Raw genomic sequence first — 17,218 nt, 5'->3', positions numbered from 1 at the left:
TAATCAGCAATATAAGTCGACCACGATCGATAAACGTTTTATTAGGGGCTAAGTTAGTCCCTTTTGTTATTTCTTAGGAAGTGTTTTGAAGAAAGTTTTAGCAATTGGCTACGTTTGGCCAGAACCGAATTCATCGGCGGCTGGCAGCCATATGATGTCACTTTTACGACTGTTCAAGAGACAAGGTTGGCCCGTTGAGTTCGCAACGCCAGCTCAAGAAACCGAGCATATGATTGATCTTTCTGAAGAGGGCATTACAAGCCAATCTATTCAGCTAAATTGCGATAGCTTTGACCAGTACATCGAAGAGCTGCAACCTGATGTTGTCATGTTTGACCGGTTTATGATGGAAGAGCAATTCGGCTGGCGCGTCGAGAAGGTATGTCCCAATGCCTTTAAGCTACTGGATACTGAAGATTTACAATTCCTACGCAATGCTCGACATGAAGCTGTTAAGAAAGAGACAGAGTTAACGAAAGAGCACCTGTACAGTGACTTGGCGAAACGTGAAATCGCTGCAATCCTGCGCTGTGATCTTTCGTTGATCATCTCAAATTACGAGATGGAATTGCTCCAATCTGAGTTCAATATCGATCCAAAACTATTACATCACCTGCCGTTCATGGTTGATCTCAACACGTTGCCTGAAAGTACGAAAAGCTTTGAAGAACGTAAGCATTTCATGACGATAGGTAATTTTAGACATGCGCCTAACTGGGATGCAGTGCTTCAGTTACAGAAGATTTGGCCGAAGATTCGTAAGCAGTTGCCTGATAGTGAACTTCATATTTACGGATCTTATCCGCCGCCGAAAGCAACCGCTTTGCATAACCCTAAAACTGGCTTCCATATCAAAGGTTGGGCGAAAGACGCTCAAGAAGTGATGGAGCAGGCTCGTGTGTGTGTTGCACCTTTACGATTTGGCGCAGGCATTAAAGGCAAGTTACTTGATGCGATGAAGCTACAGACTCCGAATGTAACCAGCGAGATCGGCAGTGAAGGCATGCTACCGCAAGGTGAACTGCAATGGCCGGGCGCAGTGTCAGATGATATTGATGAGTTTGTTGAACAAGCTGTCGCTCTTTATAAAGATGAAAAGAAATGGCTTAAAGCTCAAAGCCAATGTCATTCAATTCTTGAAGCGCACTATGAACAGAATCAACTGGGCGACAAATTGATCGAGCGACTGACTGCGCTAGGTTCTGAGCTTGATGCGCATCGACTGGATAATTTCTTTGGTTCAATGCTTAAGCACCATAGTATGGCGAGCACTAAGTACATGTCGCAATGGATTGCTGAGAAGAACAAGGTCAAATAGCTGTTCTTTACCAAAGACAGAATAAATCTTAAGCCCTTAGGTTAACACCTAGGGGCTTTTTTCATGCAGGGCGCTTGTTAATTCCAGACTTACAAAACGACACATACTCGCAGTACATTAGCATTGACTAATTTATATTTATTAGTAAACTCTAATTTATAGGTTGTTATGAGTTTATGATGTTTGTGGATAGGAGAGGTTTGTGCTTAGTTTGATTCCTTGGGATGCTTTTTTCGGCGGCATGTTGTTAGGCGTGTCGGCCATTGTTTTAATGTTGGGGATTGGTCGAGTTGCTGGCATTAGTGGCATTGTCAGCCGATTATTGCCAACTGGCACCAGCAACAAAGAACGTAAAGATGCGGATACAGCAAACACCGAAAAACACTGGCGTATCGCCTTTGTTGTGGGAATGGTCGCAAGTGGTTGGCTATTAATTCCGACGGGCTACCAACTTCCGCAGTTAGAAGAGATGAATCTCGCTTTAGTGATTATTGCTGGCCTTCTGGTGGGCTTTGGTACTAAAACAGCGAACGGTTGTACTAGCGGGCATGGCATTGTCGGAATGGCGCGTTTATCTAAACGTTCTATTGTTGCGACCTGTGTATTTATGGGTGTGGCAATCGTAACCGTGTTTATCAAGAATCTGACTGGCTTGGGGGCATAATGAAAAACGCTTCATTTACTATCGTTATCGGTTTGGTCGCAGGTATTCTTTTTGGCTCTGGCATGATCATCTCAGGGATGGTTGATCCTGAGAAGGTACTCGGCTTCTTAGACATTACCGGTAACTGGGACATTAGTTTGGCATTCGTCATGGGTGGCGCGCTATTGGTCTTTGCACCGTTTTATCATCTGGTCATTAAAAAGCGCGCTAAAGCCATCAATGGCGAGCCGTTAGATAGCCGTAACAATCCGTTGATAGACAGAAAGCTGATTCTTGGATCTACAGCGTTTGGCTTAGGCTGGGGGATTGCAGGCTTTTGCCCAGGCCCTGCGGTAACCAGCCTAAGTGGCGGCAACCCGACGGTGTGGGTGTTTATGATAAGCATGCTGGTGGGAATGTGGCTGGCGGATCGTATGAACAAAACGTGTTAGTAGCAAGCTTATAGCTGATTACATTGGCTTTGACGTTATCCGTTCTGAGCTGACCAAGCATAGAGGTTGACTCGCTTTCAGCACGAAAGTCAGTCAGCCTCTTTCTATATTTACTGTTTCTATTATTTTCAGTTATCTACAATCTGCTGTTATCTAAAATCTACTATTTAATAGTCGTTGAAACTGGACAGTGGTCGCTGAGTTTGTAGTCCAGAACATCTTGTGTTTCAAATACCTTCTGCTTTGCAGGAGAAGCATTTAGCGACTCACTCACCACAATATGATCAATAACAGAGCGGAACTGATGTGTGCGATAATTGTTGCGGTTAGAGCGTACCTTACAATCTGCACGGGTCTTTCGTGTCGCTAACTGCGCATCAGTATATTGTGATAACTCTTTCCACATCCAATCTCGTGAGTAAGCGAGGTTATGGTTAAAGTCGCCAAGAATGGCGTAGTCTTCGTTATTGCGCTCTCTTTGCTTTATCCACTTGTTCAGTTGCTGAGCTTGCTCTTTTAAACGAGAGCAATCGCGGTTGGACTTATACGCTCCGCTACAACCTGCCTTTAAATGCACAGACAACATGTGAATGGGATTAAAGTTTGTTTCTACAACGATATAGCTGGCAAACCTAAGTTTACTGTTGGATGTGGTTTCAAGCGGAAAGTCAGCGTAGTCGGTGAGGGCTACTCCTTTACGAACTGCAAATCCCGTGTATTGGTTCACTTCTTTAAATTGGCGGTTGCTGTTCTTAGATAGCGCCCGGTCAGACATCAATATCTTGTATTGATCGCCGGCGATGCGCTGAATGGCATTTACGTCGTCGACTTCTTGAAAGGCGACCACATCCGCATTTAAGGATTGAAAATATTCTTCAAGTTTGTCGAAATCAGCTTGATCACGTTGGGCAGAAAACTTATTCACAGCCTCGTTGGTTGATAACCATTCGATATTCCAACTGGATATGGTCAAAGGTTCAGCAAATGTCTGGCTACTGAGTAAGCAACCTAACATTATCCAGTTTTGAAGTCGTTTCATCCCAAATATCCCTAATTTTGTCGTCCAATATAGTTGAGCCGTTATCCTACAACACTTACCAAAAATTCAACTCTTTTTAGCAGTTTTTTTATTGTTACATTGTTTCTTTTCGACTTGAGAACTAGCGTAATAATATTGAATTGATCTTAGTCAGCGTTCTCTTTTTATTGATCCAAATCAATACTCAAAGTTGGTGGTTCTCGTTAAATACGCCACAATATCTAGTGTTAGTTAAACGATAAATCGCTCTATATAGTGTGTTTGTGGATAAGTCTGTGAATACCTCAAGAGTAAGGAGAAGTGGTGAAATCAATCGTAATCAAGCGTGATGGCTCAAGGGCTCCATTCAGTAGAGATCGCATCCAAGCTGCAGTGGAAGCAGCATCAGACAAAGCCGATAAGGAAATTGCTATTTATGCACTGAATGTGGCATTAGCAGTTGAGTTGAAGCTCGAAGACTACGATGAAGTTCATATCTCTGAAATTCAAACTATGGTCGAGAACGAGCTAATGCAGGGACCTTATAAGTCTCTGGCTCGTGCCTACATTGAATATCGTCATGACCGTGACATCGCCCGTGAGAAGCAAAGCGCTTTAACTCGCGAGATCGAAGGTTTGATCGAAGAAAGCAATGTTGATCTGATCAATGAGAATGCCAACAAAGACGGTAAAGTTATCCCAACTCAGCGTGACTTGCTGGCGGGTATCGTGGCTAAACACTATGCAAAAACTCACATTTTGCCGCGTGACATCGTACAAGCTCACGAGTGTGGTGACATTCACTACCACGATCTAGATTACGCACCGTTCTTCCCAATGTTTAACTGTATGCTTATCGACTTGAAAGGCATGTTAACGCATGGCTTCAAGATGGGTAATGCGGAAATCGACACACCTAAGTCAATTTCTACAGCGACAGCGGTAACTGCGCAGATCATCGCGCAAGTGGCGAGCCACATTTATGGCGGTACAACGATTAACCGTATCGACGAGGTTCTAGAACCTTACGTGATGGCGAGTTACGAAAAGCACTTATCTTTAGCGAAAGAGTGGGACATTCATAGCCCAGAAGCTTTTGCTATCTCTCGTACCGAGAAAGAGTGTTACGACGCGTTCCAATCTTTGGAATACGAAGTAAACACGCTACACACGGCTAACGGTCAAACACCATTCGTTACGTTTGGTTTTGGTCTAGGCGAAAGTTGGGGTTCAAAACTTATCCAGCAATCTATCTTGAAGAACCGCATCGCAGGTTTGGGTAAGAACCGCAAAACAGCGGTATTCCCTAAACTGGTGTTTGCAATCAAAGATGGTTTGAACCACCAGAAGCAAGATCCAAACTACGACATCAAGCAATTAGCGCTTGAGTGTGCGTCTAAGCGTATGTACCCAGACATTCTTAACTACGACAAAGTAGTAGAAGTGACAGGGTCATTTAAAACGCCTATGGGCTGCCGTAGCTTCTTGAATACTTACGAAGAAAACGGTGAGTTGATTCATGAAGGCCGTAACAACTTAGGTGTTGTTAGCCTGAACTTGCCACGTATTGCGATTAACGCAAAACAAGATATGACTAAGTTCTACGAACTGCTTGATGAAAAACTTAAGCTAGCTCGTCGTGCGCTAGAAACTCGTATTTCTCGTCTAGAAAACGTGAAAGCGCGTGTTGCTCCAATCCTATACATGGAAGGTGCGTGTGGCGTTCGCTTAAAAGCAGACGACTCTATTGCAGACATCTTCAAGAACGGTCGTGCGTCTGTTTCTCTTGGTTACATCGGTATCCACGAAGCAATGACTGCGCTTTACGGCACAGACGTTCACTTGTACGACGACGGCGAAATGCGTGCTAAAGCGCTTGAGCTGGTGGAATACATGAAGCGTGAAGTGGAATCTTGGACGAAAGAGACAGGTTACGCATTCAGCCTATACGGCACACCAAGTGAAAACCTATGTAGCCGTTTCTGCAGCATCGACACTAAAGAATTTGGTGTGATTGATGGTGTAACAGACCGTGGTTACTACACCAACAGCTTCCACCTAGATGTGCAGAAGAAAGTGAACCCATACGACAAGATCGATTTTGAGATGCCTTATCCAGAAATCTCTAGCGGTGGTTTCATTTGTTACGGTGAATTCCCGAACATGCAGAAGAACATCGAAGCACTAGAAAACGTATGGGATTACAGCTACACACGCGTACCTTACTACGGCACGAATACACCAATTGATGAGTGTTACGAATGTGGTTACAACGGTGAGTTTGACTGTACAAGCAAGGGCTTTACGTGTCCTAAGTGTGGCAACCACGACTCAACCAAAGTATCGGTAACACGCCGTGTTTGTGGTTACCTTGGTAGTCCAGATGCACGACCATTTAACTTCGGTAAGCAAGAAGAAGTTAAACGCCGAGTGAAGCATCTTTAGTAAGCTCTAAGATTATTAGCTAGCTTACTTAGAAGAGCTACGTTTCAAGAAATATGATTGGTATCGGCGCTATGTCGATACCAATTCATTTGTTTCAACTCTCGCTACTTTTCGAGTTAAACCATTAAGCCATCACGAGTTCTCAATACTGCCTTATGAATTATCACCAATATCACCCAATCGACGTTGTAAATGGCCCAGGAACACGCTGCACTTTGTTTGTGTCGGGTTGTGTACACCAGTGTCGCGGGTGTTATAACCAATCGACGCAAAGGTTGGACTCCGGGCATTTGTTTACTCAAGAGCTGCAAGACCACATTATCGCTGATCTCAATGATCCACGAATCAAGCGTCGTGGCTTGTCGCTTTCAGGTGGTGATCCTCTTCATCCTGCAAATGTATCTGAAGTGCTTAAGCTTGTTCAGCGTGTAAAAGCAGAATGTGAAGGCAAAGACATCTGGATGTGGACGGGCTACGAGCTCGACGAACTCGACGAAAAGCAGAGGCAAGTACTTGAATATGTAGATACTTTGATTGATGGTCGTTTTGAGCAAGATAAAGCGGATCCAATGTTGGATTGGCGTGGTAGTTCAAACCAAATCATCCATCGATTTACTGATATATAACTGCTGTCGTGACTTTGCACACTCGTAAACGAAAAAGGGCTTCATCGTTAGCGCAATGCTACAAATCAGCCCTTGGGTGTGAGTTCTTTGAATCTATCGCCTGTTTATATAGGAATGTGCTCAGGCTCGTCGATTAGATTGTTGATCCATTTCTTAGAGTGAATTCGCTGGCTAGTTAAAGCGATCTTCGCTAACTCCTCCAGTAACACAATCATCAACACCCATTCTAGCGGCCAACCCAACACCAGCGCAGATTTCTTTTCTGTCCATCGGAAGAATCCACAGAAACACATGCTGCTTTACACGGTTAGGGGCAAAGGGTGGTTAGAAAGTGGGGCGTGTCGCTATATTCTAGAGCCGGGGTCGTGCATTACTGTGCCTGCAGGCGTTGAGAATGGCTTTGGGATTGAAGAAGAAACATGGCAGATAGCGTGGATCTTTCTATCGCCTGATAAGCATTGGGATAATGTCGTCAATGATGAAGTGAGTTATACGCTCTCTCCTGCAGCCGAAGTCGTCTCGTCTTGTATTCATACCTTGCTGAGAAGTATTGCCTTGCCCATTGATTTAGGCGGAGCGATTGCCATTCACAGCGTAGCCCAAATAGAGTTCATGATTAATGCACCAGTCCCGCAGCAACAGTCTCGAAATTTGATTCGCTTGAGACGTGTGTTCGACAGTGTTCAAAAGCAGCTTCATAAAGAGTGGAATGTGCATGAGCTAGCAAACCTATTTCCTTGTTCAGAGCCGCACTTCCATCGTTTGTGCCAACGTTATTACTCTCATAGCCCGATGACTCATATTATGCGTATGAGAATGGAATACGCTGCAAGGCTGCTCAGGTCGAGTGATTGGTCGATTCAACACATTGGCGAGATAGTTGGATATCCCAATGCCGCTAACTTTAGCACTCGGTTTAAGGCTTGGTCAGGAATGACACCAAGACAATTCAAACAGAGTGCCCAGTAGTAATCTTAATAGAGCACGTGCAAACATAAGAATATAGGAACATAAGACGCATAGAAATAAAGCAATTTGAATTGTGCAATGGGTCATTAGGTGTTTGAAATTTGCACTATTTATCCGTTTGAAACGACCAATCTCTGATTACTTATGGTAACTAAGCGCTTCTATTAAAAAATGTTTCTGATTTTAGTACGAAAATGTTAACGTGAAATCCATTACTTGAATTTCAAAGGGTTGTGACTTTCATGTTTTCACATCTACCAAAACCAACTTTAGATCCAATTCTATCTCTTTCTGTTGCTTACCGCGGCGATACTCGTACTGATAAAGTCGATTTAGGCATTGGCGTTTACAAAAACGACCAAGGCGAAACTCCGATCATGAAAGCCGTTTCTAAGGCTCAAGATATCGTTGTTGAGACTCAGAAAACCAAAGCTTACGTTGGCCTAGCAGGCTGTGAAGAGTTTAACCAGAGCATGGTTGATCTGCTGCTTAAAGGGACTTCTGCAATGGATCGCGTAGCTGCGATTCAAACACCGGGTGCAAGTGGTGCACTTCGCATGTTGGGTGACTTAATGAAAGTTTCTCAACCAGACACCACGGTTTGGATTTCAAACCCAAGCTACGTTAACCACAAACCGGTGATGGAAGCGGCAGGCTTAAAAGTTCGATATTACAATTACTTCAGTCCTGAAACGAAGCAAGTTGATACTGCAAGAATGTTGGATGATCTTTCAAAAGCGGGTCCATCAGACGTGGTACTACTGCACGGTTGCTGTCATAACCCAACGGGTGCGGATATCAACTTTGAGGCGTGGCAGGAAATTACCAAACTATCGCAGAAAAATGGCTTCTTGCCGTTCGTTGATATTGCTTACCAAGGCTTTGGTGATGGCTTAGAAGAAGACGCAAAAGGTCTTCAACACATGGCTAACAACGTCGAAGAGATGTTGATTACGACATCTTGCTCGAAGAACTTCGGTTTATACCGTGAAAGAACGGGTGCCGCTATCGTGATTGGCAAAAACAGCGAACACGTTGGCAATGCTAAAGGTAAGCTTCTAACGCTTGCTCGTTCAACTTACACAATGCCGCCAGATCATGGTGCAGCTTTGGTTAAAACAATTCTTCAGAATCAAGAGCTAACCTCGATTTGGAAGCAAGAATTGAGTGAAATGCAGCAACGTTTGTTAAATCTGCGCCAAAGTTTATGTGATGAATTGCGAAATACTTATAACACGTCACAATTTGACTTCATTGAAAGCCATAAAGGCATGTTTAGTGTACTAGGCTTTAAAGAAGCTCAAATGAATCAATTACGTGAAGAATATGGAGTCTATGGTGTTGGTGATGGACGCATCAATATCGCAGGCCTTTCCGAATCTCATATTCCTTATGTAGCAAAAGCGATAGCAAACGTTTCAAAATAGAAGGTGACTGAATGTATAATTGGAAAGCGATTGTAGTTTTAATGCTAAGTGGTGGCCTGTTTGCTTGTTCGGCTACAACTCAAGCTCCTGTTGAGCCAGAGCAAAAGCCTCAAATCGAACAACCTGTTGTGGATGACTCTTCAAAAACTGACGCAACAGAAGGCGAGAAAGTAACGGAACCTACTGAGAAGCCTGAAGAAGTAAAACCAACTGAGCCGGAAGTAAAACCTGCACCTGTTGAAAAACCAGTAGAGAAGGTTAGAAAAACAAGTGACGGCAAACTGATTCTTGGTGAAGAAGAGTGGGTGTTTGTTCCTGGTTTAAAAGAAGCGTTTAAAGCACGTGTCGATACCGGTGCAACAACCTCTTCAATCAGTGCAGTTGATATTGTTGATTTTGAACGTGACGGCAAAGACTGGGTTAAGTTCAAGATTGAACACGACGGAATTACAACTGAAGAGATCAGCTTACCAGTAGAACGCTGGGTTAAGATCAAGCAATCAAGCGCAGAAGGCACACAACGACGCGCTGTGGTTGTAGCTTCGATTCAAATTGGCGATCTAAAAGACAAAACTGAATTTACGCTAGCCGACCGAACGCATCTTTCTTTCCCACTTCTGTTGGGTAGAAGCTTCTTTAGAGATGTTGCGGTTGTCGACGTGAGCAAAAAATACGTTCAGAAGAAAATTACTAAATAACAAGTTCTGCTCGTCATCAAAGCTTTTCGTTTGAAGAGCTATAGTTTCAAAGGTGACGAGCTTAAAAGACTTTTAGTGTTGATAAATGAAATCCCTACCAGTTCTGCTGGTGGGGATTTTTTTATTTACACCCCATAACGTATGAAAAGCATCTAAATGGTCTATGTTTACTATTCGTTTACTGTTTAGCCTCGACAACGTGATCGAGATCTCTATATAATCCGCGCTTCGATTTTTGTTTAATCCATACTTTCGTACTTCTTATTTAGGTTCTTGAAATAGCCTAATAATTATCTGTCAGTACACGCTTAGGAATTAGTTCTTTGATATCTACCGCGAACATCACAATGCAATTTGGCGCAGAGCCGCTGTTTGAAAACATCTCTGCTAAATTTGGTAACGGCAACCGTTATGGTTTGATCGGCGCTAATGGTTGCGGCAAATCAACGTTCATGAAAATCCTAAGTGGCGCATTAACGCCAAGCTCGGGCAACGTTTCTATCACTCCAGGAGAAAAACTGGGTGTGCTAAGCCAAGATCAGTTCGCTTTCGAACAGTACAGCGTTATCGACGTTGTGATCATGGGCGACAGAAAACTTTGGGAAGTAAAACAAGAACGTGACCGCATTTACTCTTTGCCAGAAATGAGCGAAGACGACGGCATGAAAGTCGCAGAACTTGAAAGTGAATTCGCGGAAATGGATGGCTACACAGCAGAAAGCCGTGCTGGCGACATCCTAATTCAAGCGGGTATTGAAGAAGAGTTCCATTTCGGCTTGATGCAGCAAGTAGCTCCAGGTTGGAAACTGCGTGTGCTATTGGCACAAGCTCTGTTTGCAAACCCAGATATCCTGCTTCTTGATGAACCAACCAACAACTTGGACATTCACACGATCAACTGGCTTGCTGAAGAGCTAAACCAGCGTAAATGTACAATGATCATCATTTCGCACGATAGACACTTCCTGAACTCTGTGTGTACACACATGGCAGACATCGACTACGGTGAGCTACGTGTCTACCCTGGTAACTACGAGTACTTCCTAGAAGCATCTGGCTTGATTCGTGAACAGCTTTTAGCAAGCAACGCTAAGAAAGCGGCTGAAATCAGCGAGCTTCAAGATTTCGTAAACCGTTTTGGTGCTAACGCATCTAAAGCAAAACAAGCAAGCTCTCGTGCCAAGAAAATGGATAAGATCACGCTTGATGAAGTGAAATCATCGAGCCGTATGAGCCCATCTATTGATTTTGGCGAAGGTAAGAAACTACACCGTCAAGCGCTTGAACTTAAAGACCTTGGTCACGGCTTCGATGGCGAAACATTGTTTGCCGGTGGTAACTTGCTGCTTGAAGCGGGTACTCGTCTTGCGGTTATCGGTGAGAACGGTGTAGGTAAAACCACGCTGCTACGTTGCCTAGTTCAAGAGCTAGAGCAAAACGAAGGTATCGTAAAATGGTCTGAAAACGCATCTGTAGGCTACTGCCCACAAGATAGTACGTCTGACTTTGATAACGACCTGAGCATCTTCGATTGGATCTCACAATGGCGCACAGTGAAGCACGATGACCTTATGGTACGTGGCATTCTAGGTCGCCTATTGTTTACTGCTGACGATGCGAACAAAAAAGCGCGTAACTGTTCTGGTGGTGAGAAGAACCGTCTGTTATTCGGCAAGCTAATGATGCAAGACATCAACGTGCTTGTAATGGACGAACCAACCAACCACATGGACATGGAAGCAATCCAAGCCCTGAACGACGCGTTGAAGGTTTACACTGGCACGCTTATCTTCGTAAGCCATGACCGAGAGTTCGTTTCTTCATTAGCAACACACATCATCGATGTAAAAGATCAACAGCTAGTGAGCTTCCAAGGTACTTATGAAGAGTACTTAGATCACCAGAAAAAGATGCTGATGGTTAGCTTATGAAGCAAGTCGCTGGCTCAGGTCGTGAACGACTAAAAGCCAGCGAAACTAACAAACAAAAAAGCCCCGAACATTAATATGTTCGGGGCTTTTCTATGTAATACGTTTAGCTATTTATTACTCAGTAATTGAAATCTAGATTAGAATCCGAATCGAGCCGACATTAAGATTTGGTGGCCATATGTGCCGTTATTGCGCATATCAAGACCAACAGACAGTTGATCAGTTGAATGGAAACGAGCACCGATACCCAAAATTGAACGAGTGTCATCGTTGTCGATCAGTTGACCAAGGCGTGCGTTAACTTCAACGTTTGCCATTAACCAAGCTCTCAAGCCAAGGTTAATTTCTGTTTTGATGTGGTTATCGTCATTCCGTTCAATGTTGTGCAGTAACATTTGGCCAGTAACGTCAGCAAATTGACTGATTGGGCCGTTGAATCCCATACCTACCGCTGCATCCCAATCACTTTCAAATTCTGAATCGATACGAGCAACAAAATGAGAGTTCTGAGTGAACATTGTTGTGACTTCACCACCGAAAGTACTTGGGCTAGTACCCATGCGCAGCTCGAATGTGTTGTAGTTAAAGTTGTTTGCAGACGCAGAGAATGAACACAGTGCAGCGAGTCCTAAAAGGACAGTCTTATTCGTGCAACCTAGCATGGTGACTCCATATAAATTGTATTTTGCGGCAGTATAATACAAAAAAGCCTGCAATATGCAGGCCAATTATTTGAAGTCGGTATTTTTATATTAATCGCTTATAGAACCTGGATGTGGTCCACTTCGATTTCAGGTGTCTTACCACCTTCATATTCACCGAAGATACGAACTTTTGTATCAGCGGTCAGTGGTTGTGCTAGGCGGATATCATCATCAAGTTCGATTTGAATTTCACTCTGGCCATCAGAGAAGACAAACGTGTCATTCTTAAGTTGACGAACGATCTTGCCATCCACAATTGCTTCTTGCTCTGCGAACATGCTTGTGTCGGCAAGTAGTGTCGCAACAGAAACGGTTTCAATTGGGCCAGTATAAGCAATAGCGCTTTCGTGCTTGCTGTTGACATTATTATTGCTGTTGTGGTCACTAGCCATTGCGAAAGTAGGAGCAAGGATAATAGTAGATGCGATAGCTAATACAGTTTTTTTCATGGTGAATCCCTTAATGTTGTTTTTAGTAGAAACGTTTTTCTGAATTTGAAACGTTTCTTTTCGTTAGTACGTTTTTTGTTGAAGCGCCTGTTATCGTTCACAAGCTTGGTTTCGATGGAGCTATTAAACAACACTGGGGTTGAATCCAGAGTGAGTAACACATTCATTTTCCATTCATTTTATTGAGCATCTACTCGGCAATGACGTTAAGATGGTCGCAGAGAAATATTGCCCACAGCTATAAATTGAAAATTAAGAAATTAAGGATTTAAGTACAAATGCGAGCACCATTAAGTGCCCTTATGGTTCAAGGGACAACGTCAGATGCCGGAAAAAGTGTTTTGGTGGCAGGTTTATGCCGTGTTTTGGCAAGGAAAGGAATCAAAGTGGCACCTTTTAAGCCACAAAACATGGCGTTGAACAGTGCTGTGACAAAAGATGGTGGCGAAATTGGCCGTGCTCAAGCGGTTCAGGCGCAAGCTTGTAATATAGAGCCAACCGTTCACATGAACCCTGTATTGCTAAAGCCCAACTCAGATACCGGCGCGCAAGTGATTTTGCAAGGCCGAGCGCTGAGCAACATGGAAGCGACGGGTTATCATGATTACAAGAAAGTGGCGATGGATACAGTTATCGATTCGTTTGACCGACTTTCTGAAGAATATGAAAGCGTGATGATTGAAGGTGCGGGGAGCCCAGCCGAAATCAATCTTCGTGAAAATGATATCGCTAACATGGGATTTGCTGAGAAAGCGGACATCCCTGTGATCATCGTTGCTGATATTGACCGTGGTGGCGTTTTTGCGCATCTCTACGGGACATTAGCTCTATTGTCTGAATCTGAACAAGCTCGTGTAAAAGGCTTTGTGATAAATCGTTTTAGAGGCGATATCGCACTGCTTCAATCTGGCCTAGATTGGCTAGAGGAAAAAACCGGCAAGCCAGTCATTGGTGTTTTGCCATATCTGCATGGTTTTAACTTAGAAGCGGAAGATGCCATTACCTCTGCTCAAGAGTCTTACGGAGAAGCTAAGCTTAAGGTGGCGGTGCCAGTGCTAACCCGAATCAGCAACCATACAGACTTTGACGCGTTAAGATTGAATCCTTCGATTGATTTACGTTATGTCGGTAAAGGCGAACGTGTAAACAATGCTGATTTAATTATCTTGCCGGGTACAAAGTCGGTAAGAGCAGATTTGGATTACCTAAAAGAACAAGGCTGGGATAAAGATATTCAACGCCACCTGCGCTTAGGCGGCAAAGTGATGGGTATCTGCGGTGGCTACCAAATGTTAGGTAACATCATCCACGATCCTGATGGCGTTGAAGGGGAACCCGGCAGCAGCGAAGGGTTAGGGTATCTGGATACTGAAACGACCCTTACACAGCAGAAAACCTTAACCAACGTACGCGGCACCATGACGCTGGATGGCAAAACAGCACAAGTAAAAGGGTATGAAATCCACGTAGGTAGGACTGATGTCAAAGAAACAGCCTTACCGGTTCAGTTAGAATCTGGCAGCCTAGATGGCGCTGTGAATCAAGATAACTCGATTTTTGGTACTTACTTGCATGGCGTATTCGACAACAGTGATGCGTTGTCGCTTATTTGCGAATGGGCAGGAGCCAACGATGTGACCGCGATTGACCACGAACAGCTTAAAGAGCTGGGTATTAATCGAATCGCTGATGCCATCGAAGAGTACTTAAATCTTGATCTGCTTTGGCCAGAGTTAACAGCTTAAGCCGCCATTTAGAAGTTAGCTAAAGAACTTAAACGAACAATAGATAAGTGATAACAATGAAAAAGCGAGTCTTCCTTTTAACCATGGCTTTAACTTCGGCATTGAGTTCTAGTCATCTTTTTGCTGCGGAAAAGCTACGAGTTTACGCTGCATCGTCGATGACCAATGCGGTTAATCTGTTGGTTGAAGAGTTTGAGAAAGACCATTCTGTCGATGTGATTCCTGTGTACGCGAGTACATCGTCTTTGGTGCGACAAATCGAAAGAGGAGCACCAGCAGACATTTTTATCTCGGCAAATGAGAAATGGATGACGCATTTAGTCGATCGTAAATTGGTTTATAGTGACAATGTCACAAACCTATGTGAAAACGAACTGGTGCTGATTGCTCCTAAAGAGACATCGGTAACGTTAGACCTATCAAAAGGTGAACAATGGGCTAAACTGCTTACTAATGAAAGGCTTGCAGTGGGTAACACCATGTCGGTTCCTGCTGGTATCTATGCAAAAGAAGCGTTAGAAACGTTAGGTGTATGGGACGATGTGAAAACTCGGTTGGCACCAAGTAACAATGTTCGTATGGCCTTAGCCTTAGTCGAGCGCAGTGAAGCTAAGCTTGGCATTGTCTACAAAACGGATGCGTTGCTTTCTAAAGAAGTAAACCTAGTGTCGACCTTCCCATCAGATCTGCACACACCAATACGTTACCCTGTAGCGAAGTTGAGTGATAAAGTTGTGGCAGAAGAGTTCTATACTTTCCTAAAGAGCGAAAAAGCGAAAGACACCTTGAACAGTTTTGGATTTGAAGTGCGTTAAATGATGTATTTATCGGAATACGAATACCAAGCCTTAATGCTGAGCTTAAAAGTCGCTGGGTTTGCAATCTTATGGCTTATCCCTATCGGTATTGGCTTAGCATGGCTACTTGCTAAGAAACAATTTGTAGGTAAGAGCATTGTTGAGAGTATTGTCCATTTACCTTTGGTACTTCCACCTGTGGTTATTGGCTATTTACTGCTAGTGATGATGGGCAGGCAAGGTATCATAGGTTCGTGGCTCAATGACGTGTTTGGTATTGTATTCAGCTTTAGCTGGAAGGGCGCGGCACTCGCTTGTGTGGTTGTGGCGTTGCCGCTGATGGTTCGCTCTATTAGATTGAGCCTAGAAACCGTAGACAGTAAGCTTGAAGAGGCGGCTGCTACATTAGGCGCTTCACCTCTTCGTGTGTTTTTCACGATCACTTTACCCTTGATGATCCCAGGGGTCATTACCGGCACCATGCTTTCATTCGCAAGAAGCCTAGGGGAGTTTGGCGCGACCATCAGCTTCGTTTCAAATATTCCCGGTGAAACTCAAACCATTCCTTTGGCTATGTATACCTTTATTGAAACCCCTGGCGCTGAAATGGAAGCCGCGCGTTTGTGTGTCATTTCTATTGTGATAGCGCTGGGTTCATTGATGCTATCTGAGTGGCTCAACAAAAAGTCAGCACAACGCTTGGGAGGCAATGCATGAGTGCTTTGATCCTCCAATATCAACAACAACTTGGTGAAACGTTCTTTGATATCGACTTGGAATTACCAAGTAGCGGCATTACGGCAATTTTTGGTCGTTCTGGCGCGGGTAAAACCTCACTTATCAATGCAATCAGTGGCCTTAAACAGCCCGATAAAGGTCTGATCAGCGTATCTGGAACCACACTGTTCGATAGTGAAAATGGCATTAATTTGCCGACTCACAAACGCAACGTCGGTTATGTGTTCCAAGAGTCGCGATTGTTTCCACATATGAAGGTGGCAGCGAACCTTAAATACGGTATGAAAAGCGTCGATCAAGCGCACTTTGAGCAAATAGTCTCGCTGTTGTCTTTGGGTTCATTGCTTGACCGATACCCAGCTCGTTTGTCTGGCGGTGAGAAGCAACGTGTGGCGATTGGCCGCGCTTTGTTATCAAAGCCGAGCATTTTGTTGATGGATGAGCCTTTAGCGTCTCTCGACTTGCCTCGTAAGCGCGAAGTGATGCCATTTCTGGAAAACTTATCCGAAACCGTCCAAATACCGATCATCTATGTCACCCATAGCCTCAATGAAATTTTACGCTTGGCAAATCACCTTGTGATTATTGACCAAGGCAAAGTGATTTCGTCGGGTGTGACGGAAGAGGTTTGGGCATCGAGAGCCATGCAACCTTGGCAATCTTTCTCAGAGCAAAGCTCGTTGTTTGAAGCGACATTAGCGGAACACAATGACGATTATGCGCTGTCTCGCCTGATGCTAGGAAAGTCGACGTCGTTATGGGTTCAGAAAGTATCGAGTGAGCTTGGTACGACAGTGAGGCTGCAAGTTAGGGCAAATGATGTCTCTATCACGCTAGAACGGCCGAAAGGGACTTCTATACGTAACATCCTTCCTGTCACCATTAAAAGCGTAGAGACGCACCAACAAGGCACAAATAAGCAGAGTGTCCAGGTCGAGCTAGAGTTAGAGTCTGGGTGCTACCTATGGGCAACCATTACATTGTGGGCGCTGGATGAGTTAAATCTAGAAATCGGGCAGCGTGTTTACGCTCAAATTAAAGGTGTGAGTGTCGCTCAAAGAGATATCGCGGTAACGCATTAAACCTGACAAGGTCAGTTTTTCGATATTGCCGCGATACTGCCTGTTATAGGTTCTGAAAATTCGGTCTTGATTCCATGAATGGATACATGCGTCATTTTTATACGGTATAACTGCCAGTTTTGCGCCACACTATATGAGTGTTAAAGCATATGATTTGTCGAATCATATGAACATTA

At 44.0% G+C, this 17,218-nt stretch carries 15 protein-coding genes and 2 pseudogenes; 13 read left to right on the top strand and 4 right to left on the bottom strand.

What is annotated here, in order from left to right; translation table 11 throughout:
• Positions 1-85: 85 nt before the first annotated feature.
• The 3 genes from AB4351_RS14870 to AB4351_RS14860 all read left to right on the top strand — a co-directional run bounded on the left by AB4351_RS14870 (position 86) and on the right by AB4351_RS14860 (position 2,413).
• Positions 86-1,318, top strand: a complete 1,233-nt coding sequence (locus tag AB4351_RS14870) for a glycosyltransferase (protein WP_102320793.1) — start codon at positions 86-88, stop codon at positions 1,316-1,318.
• Positions 1,319-1,520: 202 nt separating this feature from the next.
• Positions 1,521-1,982: a YeeE/YedE family protein gene (locus AB4351_RS14865; protein WP_010429747.1), complete on the top strand. Its 462-nt coding sequence runs from the start codon at positions 1,521-1,523 to the stop codon at positions 1,980-1,982.
• On the top strand, positions 1,982-2,413 hold the full coding sequence (locus tag AB4351_RS14860; protein ID WP_016787649.1) for a YeeE/YedE family protein: 432 nt from the start codon (positions 1,982-1,984) through the stop codon (positions 2,411-2,413). The genes AB4351_RS14865 and AB4351_RS14860 overlap by 1 nt, the downstream gene beginning before the upstream one ends.
• 163 nt (positions 2,414-2,576) lie before the next feature.
• Here the strand turns inward: AB4351_RS14860 and AB4351_RS14855 are convergent, their stop codons facing one another.
• The gene (locus AB4351_RS14855) at positions 2,577-3,452 is read right to left on the bottom strand and encodes an endonuclease/exonuclease/phosphatase family protein (protein ID WP_372126420.1); all 876 of its coding nucleotides are present in this window, start codon (positions 3,450-3,452) and stop codon (positions 2,577-2,579) included.
• 303 nt (positions 3,453-3,755) lie between these two features.
• On the opposite strand from AB4351_RS14855, the gene nrdD reads away from it, so the two are divergent.
• Positions 3,756-5,876 (top strand): anaerobic ribonucleoside-triphosphate reductase, encoded by a 2,121-nt coding sequence (gene nrdD, locus AB4351_RS14850; RefSeq protein WP_048613547.1) that lies wholly within the window; start codon positions 3,756-3,758, stop codon positions 5,874-5,876.
• Between the two features lie 155 nt (positions 5,877-6,031).
• A complete protein-coding gene (nrdG, locus tag AB4351_RS14845) occupies positions 6,032-6,502 on the top strand; it encodes an anaerobic ribonucleoside-triphosphate reductase-activating protein (RefSeq protein ID WP_017069098.1) in 471 nt (156 codons plus the stop codon).
• A gap of 104 nt (positions 6,503-6,606) precedes the next feature.
• Here the strand turns inward: nrdG and AB4351_RS14840 are convergent.
• Positions 6,607-6,756 (bottom strand): annotated as a pseudogene (locus AB4351_RS14840) (MATE family efflux transporter); the annotation flags it as partial.
• On the opposite strand from AB4351_RS14840, the pseudogene AB4351_RS14835 reads away from it, so the two are divergent.
• From AB4351_RS14835 to AB4351_RS14820, 4 genes and pseudogenes are all read left to right on the top strand, one after another.
• A pseudogene (locus tag AB4351_RS14835) lies at positions 6,755-7,471 on the top strand (AraC family transcriptional regulator); the annotation flags it as partial. The pseudogenes AB4351_RS14840 and AB4351_RS14835 overlap by 2 nt on opposite strands.
• A 242-nt stretch (positions 7,472-7,713) precedes the next feature.
• Positions 7,714-8,898, top strand: a complete 1,185-nt coding sequence (locus tag AB4351_RS14830) for an amino acid aminotransferase (RefSeq protein WP_372126419.1) — start codon at positions 7,714-7,716, stop codon at positions 8,896-8,898.
• A gap of 11 nt (positions 8,899-8,909) precedes the next feature.
• Complete coding sequence (locus AB4351_RS14825) at positions 8,910-9,596, top strand: ATP-dependent zinc protease (RefSeq protein WP_017069095.1); 687 nt, start codon at positions 8,910-8,912, stop codon at positions 9,594-9,596.
• Positions 9,597-9,919: 323 nt separating this feature from the next.
• Positions 9,920-11,527, top strand: coding sequence for an ABC-F family ATPase (locus AB4351_RS14820; protein WP_372126417.1), 1,608 nt, complete (start codon positions 9,920-9,922; stop codon positions 11,525-11,527).
• Between the two features lie 137 nt (positions 11,528-11,664).
• Here AB4351_RS14820 and AB4351_RS14815 read toward each other — a convergent pair whose 3' ends face one another.
• Together AB4351_RS14815 and AB4351_RS14810 are read right to left on the bottom strand one after the other, a co-directional pair.
• Positions 11,665-12,189, bottom strand: a complete 525-nt coding sequence (locus AB4351_RS14815; protein WP_017060115.1) for a hypothetical protein — start codon at positions 12,187-12,189, stop codon at positions 11,665-11,667.
• Between the two features lie 98 nt (positions 12,190-12,287).
• Positions 12,288-12,680, bottom strand: a complete 393-nt coding sequence (locus tag AB4351_RS14810; protein ID WP_017064574.1) for a YgiW/YdeI family stress tolerance OB fold protein — start codon at positions 12,678-12,680, stop codon at positions 12,288-12,290.
• Positions 12,681-12,958: 278 nt separating this feature from the next.
• On the opposite strand from AB4351_RS14810, the gene AB4351_RS14805 reads away from it, so the two are divergent.
• Genes AB4351_RS14805 through modC form a run of 4 tightly spaced genes read left to right on the top strand, consistent with a single transcriptional unit; the run spans position 12,959 to position 17,042 of the window.
• A complete protein-coding gene (locus tag AB4351_RS14805) occupies positions 12,959-14,425 on the top strand; it encodes a cobyric acid synthase (protein WP_017069093.1) in 1,467 nt (488 codons plus the stop codon).
• A 56-nt stretch (positions 14,426-14,481) separates the two neighbouring features.
• Positions 14,482-15,240 carry a molybdate ABC transporter substrate-binding protein gene (gene modA, locus AB4351_RS14800; RefSeq protein ID WP_017060111.1) on the top strand — a complete coding sequence of 253 codons (759 nt, stop codon included), beginning with the start codon at positions 14,482-14,484 and terminating at the stop codon, positions 15,238-15,240.
• Positions 15,241-15,939 carry a molybdate ABC transporter permease subunit gene (gene modB, locus AB4351_RS14795; protein ID WP_017060110.1) on the top strand — a complete coding sequence of 233 codons (699 nt, stop codon included), beginning with the start codon at positions 15,241-15,243 and terminating at the stop codon, positions 15,937-15,939.
• Entirely contained in the window at positions 15,936-17,042 is a 1,107-nt protein-coding gene (gene modC, locus AB4351_RS14790; protein WP_372126415.1) for a molybdenum ABC transporter ATP-binding protein ModC, read from the top strand. Before modB ends, modC begins: the two co-directional genes overlap by 4 nt.
• The last annotated feature ends 176 nt before the right edge of the window (positions 17,043-17,218 follow it).

Origin of the sequence: Vibrio sp. 10N.261.51.F11, from assembly GCF_041471665.1 — a bacterium.
Classification (GTDB): Bacteria; Pseudomonadota; Gammaproteobacteria; order Enterobacterales; family Vibrionaceae; genus Vibrio; species Vibrio crassostreae_C.
Note: the sequence above shows the minus strand (reverse complement) of the source record. Positions and strands in the feature narration are given on the sequence as shown.

Coding starts and splice junctions, on each gene's coding strand:
- AB4351_RS14860 (WP_016787649.1), top strand. CDS start 1,982: ATGAAAAACGCTTCATTTACTATCGTTATCGGTTTGGTCGCAGGTATT.
- AB4351_RS14855 (WP_372126420.1), bottom strand. CDS start 3,452: ATGAAACGACTTCAAAACTGGATAATGTTAGGTTGCTTACTCAGTAGC.
- nrdG (WP_017069098.1), top strand. CDS start 6,032: ATGAATTATCACCAATATCACCCAATCGACGTTGTAAATGGCCCAGGA.
- AB4351_RS14830 (WP_372126419.1), top strand. CDS start 7,714: ATGTTTTCACATCTACCAAAACCAACTTTAGATCCAATTCTATCTCTT.
- AB4351_RS14825 (WP_017069095.1), top strand. CDS start 8,910: ATGTATAATTGGAAAGCGATTGTAGTTTTAATGCTAAGTGGTGGCCTG.
- AB4351_RS14815 (WP_017060115.1), bottom strand. CDS start 12,189: ATGCTAGGTTGCACGAATAAGACTGTCCTTTTAGGACTCGCTGCACTG.
- AB4351_RS14810 (WP_017064574.1), bottom strand. CDS start 12,680: ATGAAAAAAACTGTATTAGCTATCGCATCTACTATTATCCTTGCTCCT.
- AB4351_RS14805 (WP_017069093.1), top strand. CDS start 12,959: ATGCGAGCACCATTAAGTGCCCTTATGGTTCAAGGGACAACGTCAGAT.
- modA (WP_017060111.1), top strand. CDS start 14,482: ATGAAAAAGCGAGTCTTCCTTTTAACCATGGCTTTAACTTCGGCATTG.
- modB (WP_017060110.1), top strand. CDS start 15,241: ATGATGTATTTATCGGAATACGAATACCAAGCCTTAATGCTGAGCTTA.
- modC (WP_372126415.1), top strand. CDS start 15,936: ATGAGTGCTTTGATCCTCCAATATCAACAACAACTTGGTGAAACGTTC.